Origin of the sequence: Larkinella arboricola (assembly GCF_003259745.1) — a bacterium.
Lineage (GTDB): Bacteria > Bacteroidota > Bacteroidia > Cytophagales > Spirosomataceae > Larkinella > Larkinella arboricola.
Window position 1 is genome coordinate 765722 of record NZ_QLMC01000001.1, and the last position, 17739, is coordinate 783460.

Genomic DNA, 17739 nt, shown 5'->3' on the forward strand with positions numbered 1-17739 from the left:
GAGCCTAAAATTTAAAACCGTATGTAACCGACGGAACAATGGGAAAAACCGAATAGCGCTGAAAAACCGTCCGCGTCGGCTGACTGGTCTGTTCGCTGGTCTGGGTAGTGAGCTGGTAGAAGAACGGGTTTCGGCGGTTATAGAGGTTGTAAACACTGATCTCCCAGGTGCGTTCGTGGTGGCGTTTTTTCTTGTGAAACTGAACCCCAAGGTCCATCCGGTGATACGCTTCGGCCCGGAAACTATTCTTGGTGCTGTAGTCGTTCACGGCCCGGCCATAATTGAAAAACGGATTAATAAAGGAATTTTCGTTGTTGATGATCGGATTGGGCTGGTGGGTGGCGGCCTGATATTTCGCCAGCGGAACCGTCAGGGCGTTACCCGTACCGTAGACCCACGTTCCAGACAGCGTAATGCGCGGACTGATCTCGTAAATACCAACCAGCGAAATGTCGTGCCGCCGGTCGTAGCGCGGGAAAAACTTCTGGCCAAAATTCAGTTCCGGAAACTGCCACTGCGTCCACGAGAGCGTATACCCGGTCCAGCCCGTAAACCGTCCCTGTTTTTTTTGCAGGAGAAATTCGGCACCGTACGACCAGCCCCGGCCCGCCGTCACGTTGTCTTCCCACCGCACCTGATTGGCCGAAGTCGGGTCGTTGACCAGCAGAAAGCTGGCACCTTCGCGGTAATTGATGATGCTGTTCATGGTTTTGTAATAGCCTTCGAGGGTCAGCGTCAAACCCCGTCCGGCTCCCCGGTCGTTAAAATCTTTCGCCAGACCGACGGCGACCTGCTGCGATTGCTGCGGTTTGACCCGATCGGTGGTCGGTACCCACAAATCCGTCGGTAAGCCAATACCAGTATTTGACAGCAAATGCACATACTGGTTCATGAGCGCATACGACGCCTTGACCGACAGCGACGGTTTCAGCACGTAAGCCGCCGAGATGCGCGGTTCGGGGCGGAGGTAGTTGACCTCTTTCTGCACAAAATGACTCAACCGAATGCCCGCATTGATGCGCCAGCGGGCGTTGGGTCGCCAGTTGTCTTCGGCATACAGGCCGGATTCGAGCACATTGATGGCGTCGATTTCAGTGGTGAACTGGTTGATGAGGGTATTCTGCAACACCACGGCGCTGGGCGTAAAACGGTGCGCAATACTCTGGACGCCAAACCGTAACGAATGTTTTGGAGACGGGTAAAAATCAATATCGTATTTCAGCGAAAAATCCCGGATGCCCGAACTGTAGCGCAGCGAAAACAGGTCCGCCGATACCACATCCCGTTCGTCCGCCCGAATCTGGAATTTATAATTGCTGAAAATCAGCGAGAGGTTGGAAAAAAGCCGCTGCGTAAACAGGTGGTTCCAGCGGAGTGTTGCCGTGGTGTTTCCCCAGTCGAGATTGATCTTCGTCAGCGATTCTTTGTCATCGGCGTAAAACCGGTCCTGACCGAAATAACCGCTCAGGTACAGCTTGTTTTTGGGGCCGAAATCATAATTCGCTTTGGCGTTCAGGTCGTAGAAGTAATAACCCGCTACGGTTTGCCCGTCGGTTTGCTGTTTAATGATGGGCCGGGCCACAAAATCCAGGTAGGTCCGCCGGGCCGACACCAGAAACGAAGACGAGCGCGTCCCGGACGAGCCCGCGCCGGATTTTTTTTTCGTAAGCGGTCCTTCGAGGGTGAGTCGCGATGCAATCAGTCCAATACCGCCTTCGCCGTGCAGTTTCTCCTTGTTGCCTTCCTTCATGTTCATTTCAATGACCGAAGAGAGCCGTCCGCCAAACCGCGCCGGAAAACCGCCCTTAATCAGTTCTACACTCTTGAGCGCATCGCCGTTGAAGACCGAAAAGAAACCGAACAGGTGATTGGCGTTGTAGACAATGGCGTCGTCGAGCATAATTAAATTCTGATCGGGGCCGCCCCCGCGCACGTAGATGCCGGTGCTGCCTTCAGAGCCTTTCTGCACACCGGGCATGAGTTGCAGCACTTTCAGGACATCTTTTTCGCCCAGAAAAGCCGGTATCTTTTTGATTTGTGCAACAGGAATGTCTACTTTACTCATCTGAGGGCTTTCACTCACTTTCTCCTCACTGCGTTTTCCGCTCACGGTCACCTCCGAGAGAACCTGGCCGGGCGTGAGCAACACCGTAACTTCATTATTTTTCCGCAACGAGAGGGTCTTTTGTACGGTTTCGTAGCCGACAAAGGAAAAGGCAAGCGTCAATGAATCCTGAGCGGGCAGCGTCAGCGAGTAAAAGCCGTAGGTGTTGGTGGTCGTACCGGTGGCGGTGCCGGGCAGGTAGACGTTGACGCCGATGAGCGCTTCCCGGCTACCGGTTTCGTAGACGTAACCGCTCACCGTTACGAGAGATCGGCCGGAAAACGACTGGGCCAGAACCGGGATTGCGGTTCCTAAAAAGACCATGAAAAACAGAAAGAAGTGCTTCATTCGGGCATTTGTCAAGCGTAGTATTTGTTATTACGACAGAGGACGTTCAAAAAGTATAACCGAACAGAACTTAACAGTTTAGGCGAAGGAGAGTTATCATAGCAACGACCTGATTAACACACAACAGTCATGCTGAATTTTGATAAACTTACACTCAATATTCCCGAAACGACCAAGCCACGGGTGGTGATCATCGGTGGTGGATTTGGGGGGCTCAATCTGGTTAAAAAGCTCAATGGTAAGGATTTCCAGATTGTGATGTTTGATAAACAGAACTACCACGGTTTCTGGCCGCTGCTGTATCAGGTTGCCACTGCGGGGCTGGAACCTGACGCCATTGCCGAGCCGCTCCGCAAAATGTTCGACGAAGATTACGAAGATTTTCACTTCCGGCTGGTACGGGTGCTTGGGGTGGATCCGGTGGCAAAAACCGTCAAGACGATGATCGGCGATCTGCCTTACGATTACCTAGTCATTGCGACCGGAACCAAGGCCAATTTCTTCGGCAATGATCAGGTGCAGAAGTATTCGTTTTCGCTCAAGACCATTCCGGAAGCGCTGAACCTGCGGAGCCAGTTGCTACAATCCTTCGAGCAGGCCAGCATTACGGTTGATCCGTTGTTTCGCGAAAGTCTGCTGAACATCGTTATTGTCGGCGCGGGTCCGACCGGCGTGGAAATGGCCGGTTCGCTGGCGGAAATGCGAAAACACGTGCTGCCGGGCGATTATCCGGGACTGGATTTTAGTAAGATGAATATTTATCTGGTTGAAGGGCTGGACCGGGTGTTACCGCCGATGTCCCCCGAAGCCAGTGCAAAAACGCAAAAGTACCTCGAAGAGCTGGGGGTGGTTGTGAAGCTGAAAACGCTGGTGGAGTCGTACGACGGCGAAGTGGTTACCTTCAAAGGCGGGGAGCAAATCCGGTCGCAGACGGTGGTTTGGGCGGCTGGCGTTACGGGGGCGCTCATCGACGGTTTTTCGAAAGAAATTATCGGGCGCGGTGGGCGGCTGATGGTCAATGAATTCAATCAGGTCGAGGGCTTTGCCGATATTTTTGCCATTGGCGACATTGCCCTGATGAGAACCGAAAAATACCCGAACGGTCACCCGGGCGTGGCTCAACCGGCCATTCAGCAGGGGCAGCATCTGGCGAAAAACCTGCGCCGGTTGATTCGCCGGGAGCCGATGACCAAGTTTGATTATTTCGACAAAGGCTCTCTGGCCATCATTGGTCGGGTGCGTGCTGTGGCCGATTTGCCCGGAAATATACACCTCGGCGGCTTCATTGCCTGGGTCGCCTGGCTGTTCGTTCATATTTACTACCTGATCGGTTTCCGCAGCAAACTGGTGGTGCTGAGCAACTGGATATACCGCCTGTTTACTTACGAGCGTGGAACCAGGCTTATTATCCGGCCCTTTATCCGAAAAGATGACAAGGTGGCCCAGGATTTTGTCGTAAAAAATGAAATGTCCTGAACGGGATTGTCTTGAATTTGGATGGCAAGGATGAAAGGAGTAACTACGAGTAGTGTATCCTTTCGTTCGCCAAGCCTGTAACCAATATGAATCCCTTGATCCGCATAATCCCCGTTCAGAGATGAGGCTCCTGCTGACCGCTTTACTACTTGCTCAAACGTTCACCGTTTCGGCCCAGACCACGTTGAATCCCGATACGGTGAAAGCCGGTCAGTTCGATATGGGGAAAATGTGGACGTTCGACACGCCACCCCGGGAGTACTTCCAGAAAACCTACGGCTTTACACCGGACCAGAAATGGTTTGACGAGGTTCGGCTCGCGTCGTTGCGGTTTGCGGATTACTGTTCGGCTTCGTTCGTGTCGGCCAATGGGCTGGTCATGACCAACCACCACTGCGCCCGCGAGTCGGGTACGGGTGTGCAACGGAAAGGCGAGGATTTAAACAATACCGGTTTTTTTGCCAAAACGCTGGCCGAAGAACGCAAGGTGCCGAATCTGTATGTCGATCAGTTGGTAAAAATTGAGGACATTACGACCCGGGTGCAGGCTACGATGGCCCTTGGTAAGTCTGAAACCGAACAACTGCAACTCCGGGAGCGCGAATTTGCGACCATCAAGCAGGAATACGGCAGTCAGGCCGACTGGAAAGGGCTGGAGTTGCAAACCATTACGTTCTATAACGGCGGGCGGTATTCGCTCTACGGTTTCAAGCGGTACAACGACGTTCGGCTGGTGCTGATGCCCGAATTGCAGCTTGGCTTTTTTGGTGGTGATCCCGACAACTTCACTTACCCGCGTTACGCGCTGGACTTCTCGTTTTTCCGGGTGTATGACAACGGCAAGCCGCTTCGAACGACTCATTTCTTTAAGTTTAATCCGAACGGAATTAAGGAAGGAGAGCCCGTATTTGTCACCGGGAACCCCGGCAGTACGGAGCGCCTGAAAACCGTGGCCGAACTGGAATTGGACCGCGATCTGAAAATTTCGTACGTTGTGCAACTGCTCCGCAACCGGGCCGATGCCTTGCGGGCTTACAACGCGAAAGCCAAAAACGACAGCATCCAGAATGAGATTTTTAGTCTGGAGAATAGCCTCAAAGCGTATGGCGGGCAGTTGGATGGCTTACGCGATCCGTACCTGATTGCCCGGAAAGCGGCTTTCGAGCAGCAGTTTAAAGCCGATGCGCAACGGCTGGAAGCAGGACGCGGCCAGTCGAAAGTAAGCACCGGTTCGGGTCGCAGTGGGGGAGTCGGCAATGAAACAGCCGCCGGAACGGCCGCTTCCCGTCTTGATATCAACCTCAAATTGTGGGACGACCTTGCCAATAATGTAGCTGATCTTCGGAAACATTACAAAGACAATACCTACCTGGCACCGTTGGAACTGGCCCGGGGCGATTTGCTGGTGTTTGCGCATTTGCTGGCCATGTATGCCGAAGCCGCCCGTCAGGCTCCCGGTCGGGCCGAGCAGATGAAGGAATTGTTGCAGACACCCAGGCTAACCGACCGTTCGCTGGAGGAAGCCTATCTGGCTGCTCACCTGGGGGAAGTGCAGGCGGCTTTGGGCAACGACGATCCGTATGTAAAGGCGGCCCTGAATGGGAAATCACCCAAAGAAGCGGCTGCTTATCTGCTCAATACGACCAAAATGAATGATCAGGGCTATATCAACGACCTGATTACCAAAGGTCCGGCGGCTATCAGCGCTGATAACGACCCGCTGCTGGCTCTGGCCCGGATTGCTGTGCCGCGCTACCAGAAAGCCGCATCCGCCACGCAGGAAATCAACCGGCGACAGGCGGTTCTGCGGAGTAACCTCGGGCGGTTGCTCTATGAGGTATACGGGACCGCGATTCCGCCCGATGCTACCTTTTCGCTGCGGATTAACGATGGCGTTGTAAAAGGCGTTCCCTATAACGGAACGATTGCACCGTATCAAACTACGTTTGCGGGTTTGTACGACCGGTATTACTCGTTCAACGGCAAATTTCCGTGGTCGCTGCCCAAACGCTGGCTCAACCCTCCCGCCGAGTTGCTGCGGCAGCCGATGTGTTTTATCTCCACCAACGACATCATCGGCGGTAACTCGGGTAGTCCGCTGATCAATAAAAACCGCGAAGCCGTTGGGCTGGCCTTCGACGGTAACATGGAAAGTTTGCCGGGAAGCTTTATTTTTGTTCCCGATAAAAACCGGACGGTATCGGTCAATACCGGCGCTATCGTGGCCTCCATGCGGTATATCTACAAGGCGACCCGGTTGGTGCAGGAACTGGTCGGGAAATGAAGCAGATTATTCACAAGCATCCTCTGGCAATTCGCTGGTTTCACTGGCTCAACGTCCCGATCCTATTTGCCATGATCTGGAGCGGTTTGCTTATCTATTGGGCCTGGGACCCGTACAAAATTCAGATTGGCGATACGGTTCTGGTTCAGTTTTTTCCGGATTCGTTTTATCAGGCGCTGAAGCTGCGTCGGCGACTGGCCGAGGGCATGTCGTGGCATTTTGTATTCATGTGGCTGTTTGCCATTAACGGTATTTTGTACGTGCTATACACCCTGATTTCTGGCGAATGGCGGCTGCTGGTGCCCAATCGGCAATCGCTCCGGGAAGCCGGACAGGTACTTCTGCACGATCTGGGCATTCGCAAAACGGCTCCTCCGCAGGTCAAATACAACGGTGCCCAGCGTATCGTCTATACCCTAATCATCCTGATGGGGCTGGGTTCTCTGCTGACGGGGCTGGCCATCTACAAACCCACGCAATTCGCGTGGCTGACCAGCTTGTTCGGTGGGTATGAAACGGCCCGGATGTGGCATTTTGTCCTGACGGTTGGATACGTGTTATTTTTCGTCATTCACGTCGCGCAGGTCATCCGGGCGGGCTGGAACAATTTTCAGTCGATGATTACCGGCTTTGAAGTGAAGAACCGTTTGCCCGAAAAGACACCTTCCCGTTCGGCCGACTGAACAATCAGGCAACGGGAGTGGGTTATCCAGTAGCCCCGGAACGTAAATGCGTGGCTGGCAACTAGCCCGAAACCATTCCTTATTTTATGGCGACAGTAGACAATCCTGATGAAAAACGGCCCGGCAAAAAACCGGAGCGCGAGGAACTGGCCACCGATCAGCAGATTCGGCGCCGGATGCTGAAAGCGTTCGGCTGGTTCGGGCTGGCGAGTCTGGTACCGTATGGCGTCTGGAAATGGATTCGGTCGCAACCGAAAGAAGCCGGTCTGCCGAAGGTTTTTCGTAAGGTATTAAACACGAATGAGCAGCTTGCCAACGGTTATTTCAGTAACGCCCACCTGGCCCCGACTTTTCCCAAAGAAATGGCCGCTAAAAACGTTCGGGTGAACGGAAAAGACGGTTTGCGGAGCGCCCTTGACAAAGACGTCTGGCGCTTGCAGGTGGAACGGCCCGGTCAGCAACCGCTGTCCATTTCACTGGACGAACTAAAAGCCTTGCCGAAGCAGGAAATTATTTTTCAATTCAAGTGCATCGAAGGCTGGAGCCAGATTCAGCACTGGGGGGGCGTGAACTTTGCCGAGTTTGTGAAGAAATACCAGCTTGGGAAAAAAGACGGGTCGGAGGAGTGGTATTCGTACGTCGGGATGAAAACCCCCGATGGCGGCTATTATGTCGGGATCGACACGCCCAGCGCCCTGCACCCGCAGACGATTCTAGCCTACGAAATGAACGATGAGCCACTGACCGACCTGCACGGCGCCCCGCTCCGGCTGATCATCCCGGTAAAATACGGCGTTAAAAACCTCAAACGCATCGGCAGCATCTGGTTCAGCGACGAACGCCCCCGCGACTTCTGGGCCGAACGGGGCTACGACTACCACGTTGGGCTATAATTGCCCGGTTGGTTTATATCCGGCCTGCGAGGTCTTTTGAACCCATCAGTACTAATAAGCCACTCAAATATTGGCGTTCTTTGAAGAGGGATGATCTATCATTCTCTCTTTAAACAATCGCTATGGTCGCTAATGTGATAATGGATACGTGAAATTTGTATTATATAGTGAAATTGTTTTATCAATTTAATGGATGTATTTGGTAAATGATAAGTATTTAAAAATTTTATACGTTTATAAGTAAAAAAATAGCCATTAAATTTGGTAGAAATAATGTTTTGCTTAATTTTGGTTTATCAACAAACCACAGTGATCTCATCTTTCCACTGAGGCTATCCGCTGGCCGCACTACCGGATTGTCTCAAACCGAATGAAATAGTCTTGCCTGAAGCAAGATGTTCGGAGAATCTGCCTGAACAACCAGTGCAGATCTTATAATTCCGTTTAGCCAAAAATGCTGATATGTCGCCAACGTTCTGTGTGGCCGGGCTGCGCTTTGTCTTTGCGCACCACCGGTTCTGGAACGAGCGAATTACGAGACTGAATGCCAGATTTGTCTGGTTATCAGCCATTGCCATGCGCCCGGCTGCGAAAGACGGTTCGGCGAAGCGGCCAGTGTCCGGCCGTCCGACGCACCGGGTTTGCATGACAACGGATCTTTTCAACTATCCATCTTTCTATTTTTAACCTAAGCTGATTTATGAGGAGAACGCTACTTCTGATAGTAGGGATGATCTGGCTATCCACGGTCGTTGCCACCGCTCAGATTCGCACGCTTACCGGGACGATCATGGCGGCAGAAGAAGGCCCGCTTCCGGGGGCCAATGTGGTGGTTAAAGGCAGTACGACCGGTACAACAACCGACAATGAAGGCAAATTCAGCCTGAAAATTCCCAGTGACAATACCACATTAATAATCAGCTCCATCGGGTTCATGACGGAAGAAGTACCCGTTGGTAATCGTTCAACGCTCGAACTGACGTTGAAATCGGACGTGAAATCGTTGGCCGAGGTTGTGGTGACGGCTTTCGGGGTTGAAAAAGAAGTGAAATCGCTGGGATACGGTGTTCAGGAAATCAAAGGCCAGTCGCTCACCGAAGCCCGTTCGTCAAACGTGGTCAATGCCTTGTCCGGCAAAGTGGCGGGTTTGCGCGTCAGTTCCAACGGTGGTCCGGGGAGCGGCTCCACGATTCAGATTCGGGGCGCTTCGTCGGTATCGGGCAACAACCAGCCGCTGATTGTTATTGACGGGGTTCCGATTCAGCAATCGTTTGACAAGACGTACGGTTCCGGTATTTCGGAAGTAAACCCGGACAACATCAAGGAAATGAGTGTGTTGAAAGGCCCTAACGCAGCGGCTCTGTACGGATCGCGGGCGGCCAACGGGGTTATTCTGATCACGACCAAAAACGGCGCCGGAACGAAGGGCATCGGGGTAGAGATCAACTCCAACGTCACGTTCGAGCGTCCGTGGATCAAACCGAAATTCCAGAATATCTACGGCGGTGGAAACGGGTACCGCACGTGGTATAACGACGGTTGGTCGGGCGCCATTACCGATCCGCTGGAAATCGAACAATACCGGGCTGCTTACGGCCCCAACGCTCCGCTGACCGGTACAGAAGGCACCGACGAAAGCTGGGGCGGTCCAATGGACGGGCGGCTGGTGCGCCACTGGTGGACGGGCAAAGACGTGGCTCCGCTGACACCCAATCCCAACGGCTGGGAAGATTTCTGGCAAACCGGTCAGAGTATCACCAACAGTGTGGCGCTTTCGGGCGGAAACGACAAAGGCAGTTTTCGCTTGTCGGTTGGCCGTCTTGATCAGAAAGGACTGGTTTATTTTAACGACTTTTACCGCAACAATTTCAAGCTGAACTCGGCGTATAACTTTACGTCGAACTTCAGCGCGACCATCTCGGCGGAATACATTAAATCGGGCGGTAACCGGAGCTACAGCAACGGGCAGGAATTTATCTGGTCGCACCGGCAAAACGACTGGGCGAAGCTCCGCAACTGGCGCGATTACACGAGCGTTCACATTCAGCGCGCCCTGCCCGGTAAACCCGCCGACACCGATCCACCGAACTGGCAGCACACCTTCTTTACCAACCCATTCTTTTCGTCAGAAATGCTGCCGTCTGACAACGAGAAAGACCGGGTTGTGGGCAACATTGCCCTGAATTATAAAATCCTGCCTTCGTTGAGCCTGATGGTTCGGAGCGGAACCGATGTGTGGACGGATACGCGGATCAGCGTCAGCAACTTTGAGCGGGTCCGGAACGGAAACCGGACGCCGGGTGCTTTCTCGGAAGAAGTGCTGCGTCGGCAGGAAACCAACCACGATGCCATCCTGACGTTCAACAAAGCCCTCAGCACAAATTTTACGACGAACATCCAGGCGGGGGGTATTTCGCGGACCAATTACTACAAACGCAATTATCTGAACGTGGGTGAACTGGTGGTAGACGGTTTATACAATGCTTCCAATGCCAACCCCAGCCGGAATACCGCCGAAAGCCGCATCGAGAAATCGCAGGTAAACAGCGTGTTCGGGTCGTTCGAGTTGGGCTACAAAAATGCCCTCTTCCTGAACGCAACAGCCCGCAATGACTGGTCGAGTACGCTGCCGTCCAACAACCGTTCGTATTTCTACCCGTCGGTATCGGCCAGCGCCGTCATCACGGACCTGTTGAACGTTCAGAGCAGCCTGATTTCCTTCGGGAAAGTGCGGGCGAGCTGGGCGCAGGTGGGGAACGATGCCTTGCCGTATCAGTTACTGCAAACCTTCCGGGCCGGAACGTCCTGGGCGGGTTCAACACCGGAGTTTTACGAAAATACGACCATTGCTAATGCCACGCTGAAACCGGAAATTACAACCGGAACCGAGTTGGGACTGGATGTTCGTTTCCTGAGAGGACGCGTCGGGCTGGATTTGACGTACTACGATCAGTTGTCGCGTAACCAGATTCTGGGCGTTGAAATCTCCAAGGCGAGCGGTTACAACTCGCGAATCCTGAACGCCGGTAAAATCTCCAACAAAGGTCTTGAAATCGTCCTGACCGGTACGCCCGTCAAAACCGGAACCGGGTTTAGCTGGGAAACGACGGTTAACTTCTCGCGCAACCGCAACAAAGTGATTGAACTGGCCGAAGGGTTGACCACCTACACGCTGACGACCCGCCAGGGGTTGATTACGGAAGCGCGGGTAGGACAACCGTACGGAAGCTTCTACGGAGTCGGTTTCGAGCACGCACCCGACGGACAGATTATCTACGGAGCCAATGGCTATCCAGTCGTTTCGTCGACGCCCCGCATCCTCGGCAACATTCAGCCCAAATGGACGGGTGGCTGGTTGAACAGCTTCTCATACCGGGGGTTCTCGCTCTCCGCACTGGTTGACGTGAAATGGGGTGGCGACTTCTTCGACGAAGGAACCGGAACCGCCCGCTGGACCGGTCAGTACGAAGAAACGGCCATCGGACGCGAGGAAGGGGTTATTGGCAAAGGAGTTTACAACGCCGGAACCGCCGAAAATCCAAACTACATTCCCAACACGGTTATTGTACCGGCCAAAAACCTCATTGGATACAACAACCCGCGCAGCTACCACGAAGCGTCCATCTACGACGGCAGCTACGTCAAACTTCGGGAGGCTACCTTGGGCTACCAGATTCCGCCGGCTTTCCTGAACCGGATTAAACTCCGTTCGGCCAAAATTTCGCTGGTGGGCCGGAACCTCCTCATGCTGTTCAAGAACACCACCCATGTCGATCCTGAGGTGGACCGTTTCGGCGGAAATCAGCAGGGGTTTGCGTATGGCGAATTGCCCAGCTCCCGCAGCATCGGTGCCAACCTGAGTCTGTCATTCTAATTCCGGAAAAAGATTTTATCTATGAAGATCATAAAAGCCGCTTTCATAAGTCTGGGGGTTTTGACGCTGGCGGGGTCCTGCACGAAGGATTTCGACGAGATGAACGTCAGCCCGAACGATCCAACTTCCATCTCTCCCCAATATCTGTTGCCGTATGCCCTCGAATCTTCCATTGACCGGTATTGGGGTGTTCGCACCCGCTTCGAACGACTGAATCTGGATGGAGCCATGTGCTGGATGCAGTACCTGACCCGCAACATCTACTCGAACGAAGGCGACAACTACGAAGTTTCGGTTGGTTTTTACACCAACAACTGGAAGGGATTTTTCAACGACGCCCAGGTGAACTTCCAGCGGATTATTACGCTGTCGGGACCGGGTGGCCAGTTCGAAAACCCGAACTACGAAGGTGTGGCGCTGGTGATGCGTTCCTGGGTGTTTTCGCTGCTGACGGATACCTACGGCCCCATCCCGTATAGCGAGGCTCTGAAAGGGACGGCTGCCGAGCCAAACTACACGCCGAGCTACGACCCGGTCGAAGCCGTCTATGCCGGTATTCTGGCTGACCTGAAAACCGCCAGCGAAAAGCTGACGGTCACAGGGCCTGCCATTTCGGGTGATATTCTCTACGGGGGCGATATTCTGAAGTGGAAAAAGTTTGCCAACTCACTCCGGCTGCGGCTAGCCAACCGCCAGGCGGCCAAGAAACCGGCCGAATCGAAAGCGATCATGGCCGAGATTCTGGGTGATGCCACGAGGTATCCCATTTTTACCAGCAATGCCGACAACGCCCGATTGGCGAACTCGGCGGTATTGCCCAGCAACAACGAGTGGCATCAGGTGATGATTCAGGATGGCCGAACCGACTGGAACATCGGCAAAACCGTTGCTGACCGGCTCAATGAACTGGGCGACACCCGGATTAAAGTCTACGCTCAGCCGAATGGTGCGGGTAAATACGAGGGTCACGCCAACGGCCTGCCCGACGCGGTGGCCACGGCTTACCTGGGAACCAGTTCTTTATTGGGCAATTATTTCACGGAGGCCACGGCTCCCAGCGTGCTCATGACCTACTCGGAACTAAACCTGATTCTGGCCGAAGCGGCTGCCGACGGCGACATCCCCGGCAGTGCGCAGACGTACCTGGAGAAAGGTGTTACGGCTTCTTTTGAGCAATACGGTCTGACGGTTCCGGCGGGTTACCTGACTAAAATAGGCCCGGCGACCAAAGCAACCATTCTGGAACAGAAGTGGATTTCGCTGTTCGGACAAGCCATTGAAGCCTGGACCGAATACCGTCGGACGGGCTTACCGGCGCTTCCCGCCAAAGACTCCCGCGCTGTGTTCGCCAATGACGGTGTAATGCCAACCCGTCTGAAATACCCCACCTCGGAATATTCGCTGAACAAAGCCGGCCTAGACAAAGGAATCTCGCTCCTGGGTGGAGCCGACGATATGAAGACGAAGTTGTGGTGGGTTGAGAAATAATCATAATAAACCGTGATGTTATTTATGAATAGCTATAAAGGTCTTATATTGAGTGGGTTACTTGTGGTAGGTAGCTTGCTCGCGGGGTGTGAGAAAAAAGAAGATCCGTTTGTTGATCGGGTGGTGGCACCCGTGCTGGTGGTGATTCAGGGTGCTGCTGACGGGGGTGGGCAAACCGCCGAGCCCGTGGTGTCGCAAACCATTACGGCACCGGTAACCATGAGCGTCAGGGTCTATGAACTCGACAAGAGTGGTATTCTGGATTATAAAGTGGGTATTGACTCGATTCCGGTGGCTTCGCTGGCCCTCAAACTGACCAAACGGGATGGAACGACGCTGGCGGATCTGAAAACCGACAACAACGGGTTGGCTACCCTGACCAAAACCTGGGCCGAACTGGGCATTGCCGCACCCGCCGTAGGGAGCAGTGTTTTACTGACCTGGGCCGGTGAATACAAAGGACAGCCCTTTGCCCGTTTGTCGCGGGTACAGGGCGTAAAGTAAACCCATTCAGACCTACCACCGGTCAGTCGTTCGTCTTTCTGTTTTTAGTCGTCAGATTCCTGATTGACGGAGGAAAGAGGAACGGCTGATCACCACTTATAAACCCATTTAAAATAACAAACATCTAACCAATTCTCAACTATGTCTCTGAATCGTCGCGAATGGCTCCGGTCTGGCTTACTGGCCGGTGTAGGTTTAGCCGCTGCTCCAGCCGCCTATTGTGAACCCTGGCTGGACAAACCCGAGCTGGCCGGCACCCTGCCGCCGACCACGCCAAAAGGCGCATTGAAGGCCCGTTTGTCGTCCAACGAAAACCCGTATGGTCCGTCGCCCAAGGCCTTGAAAGCCATTACCGAAGCGGCTCCGGACGGATTTCTGTATCCGTTTCAGTACAGTATGCAGTTGCAGAAAATGATTGCGGAAGAAGAAGGGGTTTCGCCCGAGCAGATTCTGCTTTCGTCCGGGTCAGGTTCGTTGCTGCACGCTACGGCGCTGGAATTTTCGCACAAGAATCCGGGTGGCAGTGTTCTGTCGGCCGATCCGACGTATGAGCAGCTCGTTCGGGCGGCTGTGATGCACGGTATGAATTGGGACAAAGTACCGCTGACCTCCGGCACCTACGACCACAACCTGGAGGAAATGGAGAAGCGCATGAACGATAAAACGAGTCTGGTGTACCTCTGCAACCCAAACAACCCAACGGGCGTGACGATGAATCCGGAGAGCCTGCGGGCGTTTGTGGACCGTGTTTCGGCCAAAAAACCGGTGTTTGTCGACGAAGCGTACATCCACTACACGGGCGATCCGAAAAAATACACGGTAATTGAGAACATCCGGAAAGGCCAGAACGTGATGGTGGCCAAGACGTTCTCAAAAATCTACGGGATGGCCGGGCTGCGGCTGGGGTACCTGGTCGGTCAGCCCGACATGCTCAAATCCATCTCCAAATGGGGTGGGGGCGCCGGTAACCTTAGCATGACAACGCTGCGGGCGGGGCTGGCCTGTTTCAAAGACGACGAATTCATCAAGTATTCGCTGAGCAAAGGAGTGGAAGCCCGCGAGTTTTTGTATGCAACGCTGAAACAGAACGGCTACACGTATCTGCCGTCCGGCACCAACTTCGTCCTGTTCCCGATCCGGATGAAAGGGGAGGATTTCACCAAGAAGATGATGGACAACGGCGTAAGCGTTCGCCAGTGGAAATTCGACGGCCAGTTCTGGTGCCGCGTCAGCCTCGGAACAATGGATCAGATGAAAGCCTTCGCCGATGCGCTGAAAGTTGTTTCATAAGTGCTCTCCGGACTGAAAGTCCTGGATCAGGTGAGTTGAAATCGCTGCCGAAGTTTTACCTTTGGGAGCGATTTCTTTTTATAACTTCCTATGTCTGTTCTGATTTCTCCCCTGGCCGAAAGTCTGCCCACTTTTATTCAACAGCATAATTATTCGGCTGTTGCCGTTCTTGTCGATACGAATACGAAACGTTTTTGTTATCCGGCTATAAAAAATTTTTTACCGAAACATAAAATTTTTACGATTCCGGCGGGTGAGCAACACAAGAATTTAGCCACCTGCGAAACCGTCTGGCAGGGGTTAACAAACGCGCAGTTCGACCGGCACGCCCTGCTGATTAATCTGGGAGGGGGCGTAATTGGAGATTTAGGCGGTTTTTGCGCGGCAACCTACAAACGGGGCATCGATTTTATCCAGATTCCGACCACCTTGCTGTCGCAGGTTGACGCCAGTGTGGGCGGGAAGCTGGGTATTGACTTTCACGGATTTAAGAACCATATTGGGGTGTTTAAACTGCCGGAAGCGGTTCTGATTGATACGGCTTTCTTTCAGACGTTACCGGAGCTGGAATTGCGGTCGGGGTTTGCCGAAATCGTCAAGCATTGCCTGATTGCCGATGGAGCCAAATGGAACATAATCCGTCGTCGTGATCTGCACGATCAGGACTGGAATGATCTGGTGGCGCATTCGGTGGAGATTAAAAAAAATATTGTCGGGCAAGATCCAACTGAGCGCGGCATTCGTAAAATATTAAACTTCGGTCACACGCTGGGTCATGCGCTCGAAACCCATTTCCTGGCCGATCCGAAGCGCCGGTTGCTGCACGGTGAAGCCATTGCCGCCGGCATGATTGCCGAAGCGTTTATTGCCCATCGGAAAGGCATGATTCAGGCGGGGTTGCTCGAGCAGATTGAGGAGTACCTTTTTGCGGTCTACGGCCGGGTCACGATCGCCGATACAGATCTGGAACCGGTGCTGGCGCTGACGTTGCAGGACAAGAAAAACCGGAATGGTCAGGTGCGGATGGCCCTGCTCGACGGACCGGGAAGCTGCGCCTATGATGTGCCGGTTACAAAAGCCGAAATGAGCCGGGCACTGGAGTACTATCGAACCTAAACTGTAAGCGGGCCGTTCACGCGGTTTTTTGAACCTTACAGACAGAAAATCAATTAATTCAAGTATTGTTTTCCTAACCAGTTTTGTCTATAAGTGTCAACTTTACAACCCCGTAAAACAGTCCGTTTATGAAACATTTTATTGGCGTCCTTGTGCTGCTGGCTGTGGTTTCGCTTGCTGGCTGCATGCCCGGAAAGTTATTTGTCGAACACGATTACAGCTACGAGGGGCATTTTAAAAATTACGAGTCTTTTAATTTTCTGGAATGTGAGTACATCGACTCAACGTTACTTTGCTCGGATATTCAGGAAGCCATTCGCCATCAGATGGAAGCCCGCGGCTATAAAGTAGCCAACCGGTCTCCAAACCTGCTTATTTCCTACAACATTTTTCGGAACGATCTACGTTTCCGGGGGTATCAGCAACCGGTCATCAGAGACTGGGTGGTGAGCGAAGACGGAGATGCAACCTATAAACGGATTGATTACAACCTCGACGAAGGTACTCTGATGATTTCACTGATCGATGCGGAAACTTACCAGGTGATCTGGAAAGGCTATGCGTCACGCGTCACGCGAAATCCCAACTTCAAGAACAACTATTTCAAGGGTATTGTCCGATCCATTTTCGACCAGTACCCCTTGATGGCTTCGGCCCGCAAGTAGCGGGCTGGCCGTCAGCGTATCGTCTAGCGAACCATAAGGATTTTCTCCTCTATGGTTCGCTATTTGTTTTGGTTAATTCCCTGAAAATTCCTTCGAGACTGCTTTCCTGTTGTTTCAGGCCAACAAGCGTCAGGTTTTTATCGGCGGCCAGCCGGAAAATGGCCGCACGCAGGTCACTGTCCCTGTCGGCGGTCAGGCGGTAACGGTTTTCGCCCATTGCTTCAATATGCCGGATGCCGGGGAGTTCGTTCAGGACCGATACGTCGGCCAGTTCCTGCTCAAATTCGGCCACCACGGCAACCGAGCCGTCGGAGGTTTCCCGCAGGGCGCTCAACTGCCCATCGGCTACAATGCGCCCCCGGTTGATGATGATTACCCGGTCGCAGAGGGCTTCCACTTCCTGCATGATGTGGGTCGAAAACAGAACGGTTTTTTCGCGGCCAATGGTCCGGATTACCTGGCGGATTTCCGTAAGCTGGTTCGGGTCCAGACCCGTGGTGGGTTCGTCCAGAATCAGCACCGGCGGGTTATGAATCAGCGCCTGAGCCAGTCCGACGCGTTGCCGGTAGCCTTTCGACAACTGACCGATTTTCTTCCGCTGCTCCAGTTGCAGCCCGACGAGATCGATCATTTCGGTTATCCGCTGACGCAGGACCGCGCCCCGCAAACCGTGCAGCGAACCCGCAACGTGCAGAAACTCCTTCACGTACATATCCAGGTAGAGCGGATTGTGCTCGGGCAGATACCCCAGATTGCGCCGGACGTCAACGGACTGGGTGCGGACATCAAAACCGTTGACCTGTACCGTGCCCTCGGTGGGCGGCAGGTAAGCCGTGGCAATTTTCATGGTTGTTGACTTTCCAGCACCGTTGGGGCCCAGAAACCCCACGATTTCACCCGGCTGAACCGCAAAGGAAATAGCATCGACTGCCCGTTGGGCCGGGGCACCCGGACGGGTATATAGTTTAGTCAGGTTTTGTACCAGAATGGACATCGCTCAGGACAAAAGGCAAA

13 protein-coding genes are annotated in these 17739 nt (G+C 53.4%); 11 read left to right on the top strand and 2 right to left on the bottom strand.

Annotated elements, in window-relative coordinates; all coding sequences use genetic code 11:
- Positions 1-4 precede the first annotated feature (4 nt).
- Positions 5-2428 (bottom strand): TonB-dependent receptor, encoded by a 2424-nt coding sequence (locus LX87_RS03125; protein ID WP_374755112.1) that lies wholly within the window; start codon positions 2426-2428, stop codon positions 5-7.
- Positions 2429-2581: 153 nt separating this feature from the next.
- Between LX87_RS03125 and LX87_RS03130 the strand changes: the two genes are divergently transcribed.
- From LX87_RS03130 to LX87_RS03180, 11 genes are all read left to right on the top strand, one after another.
- On the top strand, positions 2582-3928 hold the full coding sequence (locus LX87_RS03130) for an NAD(P)/FAD-dependent oxidoreductase (RefSeq protein WP_111626700.1): 1347 nt from the start codon (positions 2582-2584) through the stop codon (positions 3926-3928).
- A gap of 121 nt (positions 3929-4049) precedes the next feature.
- Positions 4050-6212 (top strand): S46 family peptidase, encoded by a 2163-nt coding sequence (locus tag LX87_RS03135; protein ID WP_111626701.1) that lies wholly within the window; start codon positions 4050-4052, stop codon positions 6210-6212.
- On the top strand, positions 6209-6895 hold the full coding sequence (locus LX87_RS03140; protein WP_111626702.1) for a cytochrome b/b6 domain-containing protein: 687 nt from the start codon (positions 6209-6211) through the stop codon (positions 6893-6895). Before LX87_RS03135 ends, LX87_RS03140 begins: the two co-directional genes overlap by 4 nt.
- 86 nt (positions 6896-6981) lie before the next feature.
- On the top strand, positions 6982-7788 hold the full coding sequence (locus LX87_RS03145) for a molybdopterin-dependent oxidoreductase (RefSeq protein ID WP_111626703.1): 807 nt from the start codon (positions 6982-6984) through the stop codon (positions 7786-7788).
- A gap of 462 nt (positions 7789-8250) precedes the next feature.
- Positions 8251-8475 carry a hypothetical protein gene (locus LX87_RS03150; protein WP_111626704.1) on the top strand — a complete coding sequence of 75 codons (225 nt, stop codon included), beginning with the start codon at positions 8251-8253 and terminating at the stop codon, positions 8473-8475.
- A gap of 13 nt (positions 8476-8488) precedes the next feature.
- Positions 8489-11662: a SusC/RagA family TonB-linked outer membrane protein gene (locus LX87_RS03155; RefSeq protein WP_111626705.1), complete on the top strand. Its 3174-nt coding sequence runs from the start codon at positions 8489-8491 to the stop codon at positions 11660-11662.
- 21 nt (positions 11663-11683) lie between these two features.
- Entirely contained in the window at positions 11684-13150 is a 1467-nt protein-coding gene (locus LX87_RS03160; RefSeq protein WP_111626706.1) for a SusD/RagB family nutrient-binding outer membrane lipoprotein, read from the top strand.
- 24 nt (positions 13151-13174) lie between these two features.
- A complete protein-coding gene (locus tag LX87_RS03165; protein WP_111627462.1) occupies positions 13175-13654 on the top strand; it encodes a hypothetical protein in 480 nt (159 codons plus the stop codon).
- A gap of 141 nt (positions 13655-13795) precedes the next feature.
- Positions 13796-14944 carry a pyridoxal phosphate-dependent aminotransferase gene (locus LX87_RS03170; RefSeq protein WP_111626707.1) on the top strand — a complete coding sequence of 383 codons (1149 nt, stop codon included), beginning with the start codon at positions 13796-13798 and terminating at the stop codon, positions 14942-14944.
- Positions 14945-15034: 90 nt separating this feature from the next.
- Positions 15035-16060, top strand: a complete 1026-nt coding sequence (aroB, locus tag LX87_RS03175) for a 3-dehydroquinate synthase (protein ID WP_111626708.1) — start codon at positions 15035-15037, stop codon at positions 16058-16060.
- A 128-nt stretch (positions 16061-16188) separates the two neighbouring features.
- Positions 16189-16725 (top strand): DUF4136 domain-containing protein, encoded by a 537-nt coding sequence (locus LX87_RS03180; RefSeq protein WP_211325266.1) that lies wholly within the window; start codon positions 16189-16191, stop codon positions 16723-16725.
- Positions 16726-16774: 49 nt separating this feature from the next.
- Here the strand turns inward: LX87_RS03180 and gldA are convergent, their stop codons facing one another.
- Complete coding sequence (gene gldA / locus LX87_RS03185; RefSeq protein WP_111626709.1) at positions 16775-17719, bottom strand: gliding motility-associated ABC transporter ATP-binding subunit GldA; 945 nt, start codon at positions 17717-17719, stop codon at positions 16775-16777.
- Positions 17720-17739: the final 20 nt, after the last annotated feature.

Excerpts from the sequence above, each read along its gene's own strand:
- LX87_RS03125 (WP_374755112.1), bottom strand. The coding sequence starts at position 2,428 with ATGGTCTTTTTAGGAACCGCAATCCCGGTTCTGGCCCAGTCGTTTTCC.
- LX87_RS03130 (WP_111626700.1), top strand. The coding sequence starts at position 2,582 with ATGCTGAATTTTGATAAACTTACACTCAATATTCCCGAAACGACCAAG.
- LX87_RS03135 (WP_111626701.1), top strand. The coding sequence starts at position 4,050 with ATGAGGCTCCTGCTGACCGCTTTACTACTTGCTCAAACGTTCACCGTT.
- LX87_RS03140 (WP_111626702.1), top strand. The coding sequence starts at position 6,209 with ATGAAGCAGATTATTCACAAGCATCCTCTGGCAATTCGCTGGTTTCAC.
- LX87_RS03145 (WP_111626703.1), top strand. The coding sequence starts at position 6,982 with ATGGCGACAGTAGACAATCCTGATGAAAAACGGCCCGGCAAAAAACCG.
- LX87_RS03150 (WP_111626704.1), top strand. The coding sequence starts at position 8,251 with ATGTCGCCAACGTTCTGTGTGGCCGGGCTGCGCTTTGTCTTTGCGCAC.
- LX87_RS03155 (WP_111626705.1), top strand. The coding sequence starts at position 8,489 with ATGAGGAGAACGCTACTTCTGATAGTAGGGATGATCTGGCTATCCACG.
- LX87_RS03160 (WP_111626706.1), top strand. The coding sequence starts at position 11,684 with ATGAAGATCATAAAAGCCGCTTTCATAAGTCTGGGGGTTTTGACGCTG.
- LX87_RS03165 (WP_111627462.1), top strand. The coding sequence starts at position 13,175 with ATGAATAGCTATAAAGGTCTTATATTGAGTGGGTTACTTGTGGTAGGT.
- LX87_RS03170 (WP_111626707.1), top strand. The coding sequence starts at position 13,796 with ATGTCTCTGAATCGTCGCGAATGGCTCCGGTCTGGCTTACTGGCCGGT.
- aroB (WP_111626708.1), top strand. The coding sequence starts at position 15,035 with ATGTCTGTTCTGATTTCTCCCCTGGCCGAAAGTCTGCCCACTTTTATT.
- LX87_RS03180 (WP_211325266.1), top strand. The coding sequence starts at position 16,189 with ATGAAACATTTTATTGGCGTCCTTGTGCTGCTGGCTGTGGTTTCGCTT.
- gldA (WP_111626709.1), bottom strand. The coding sequence starts at position 17,719 with ATGTCCATTCTGGTACAAAACCTGACTAAACTATATACCCGTCCGGGT.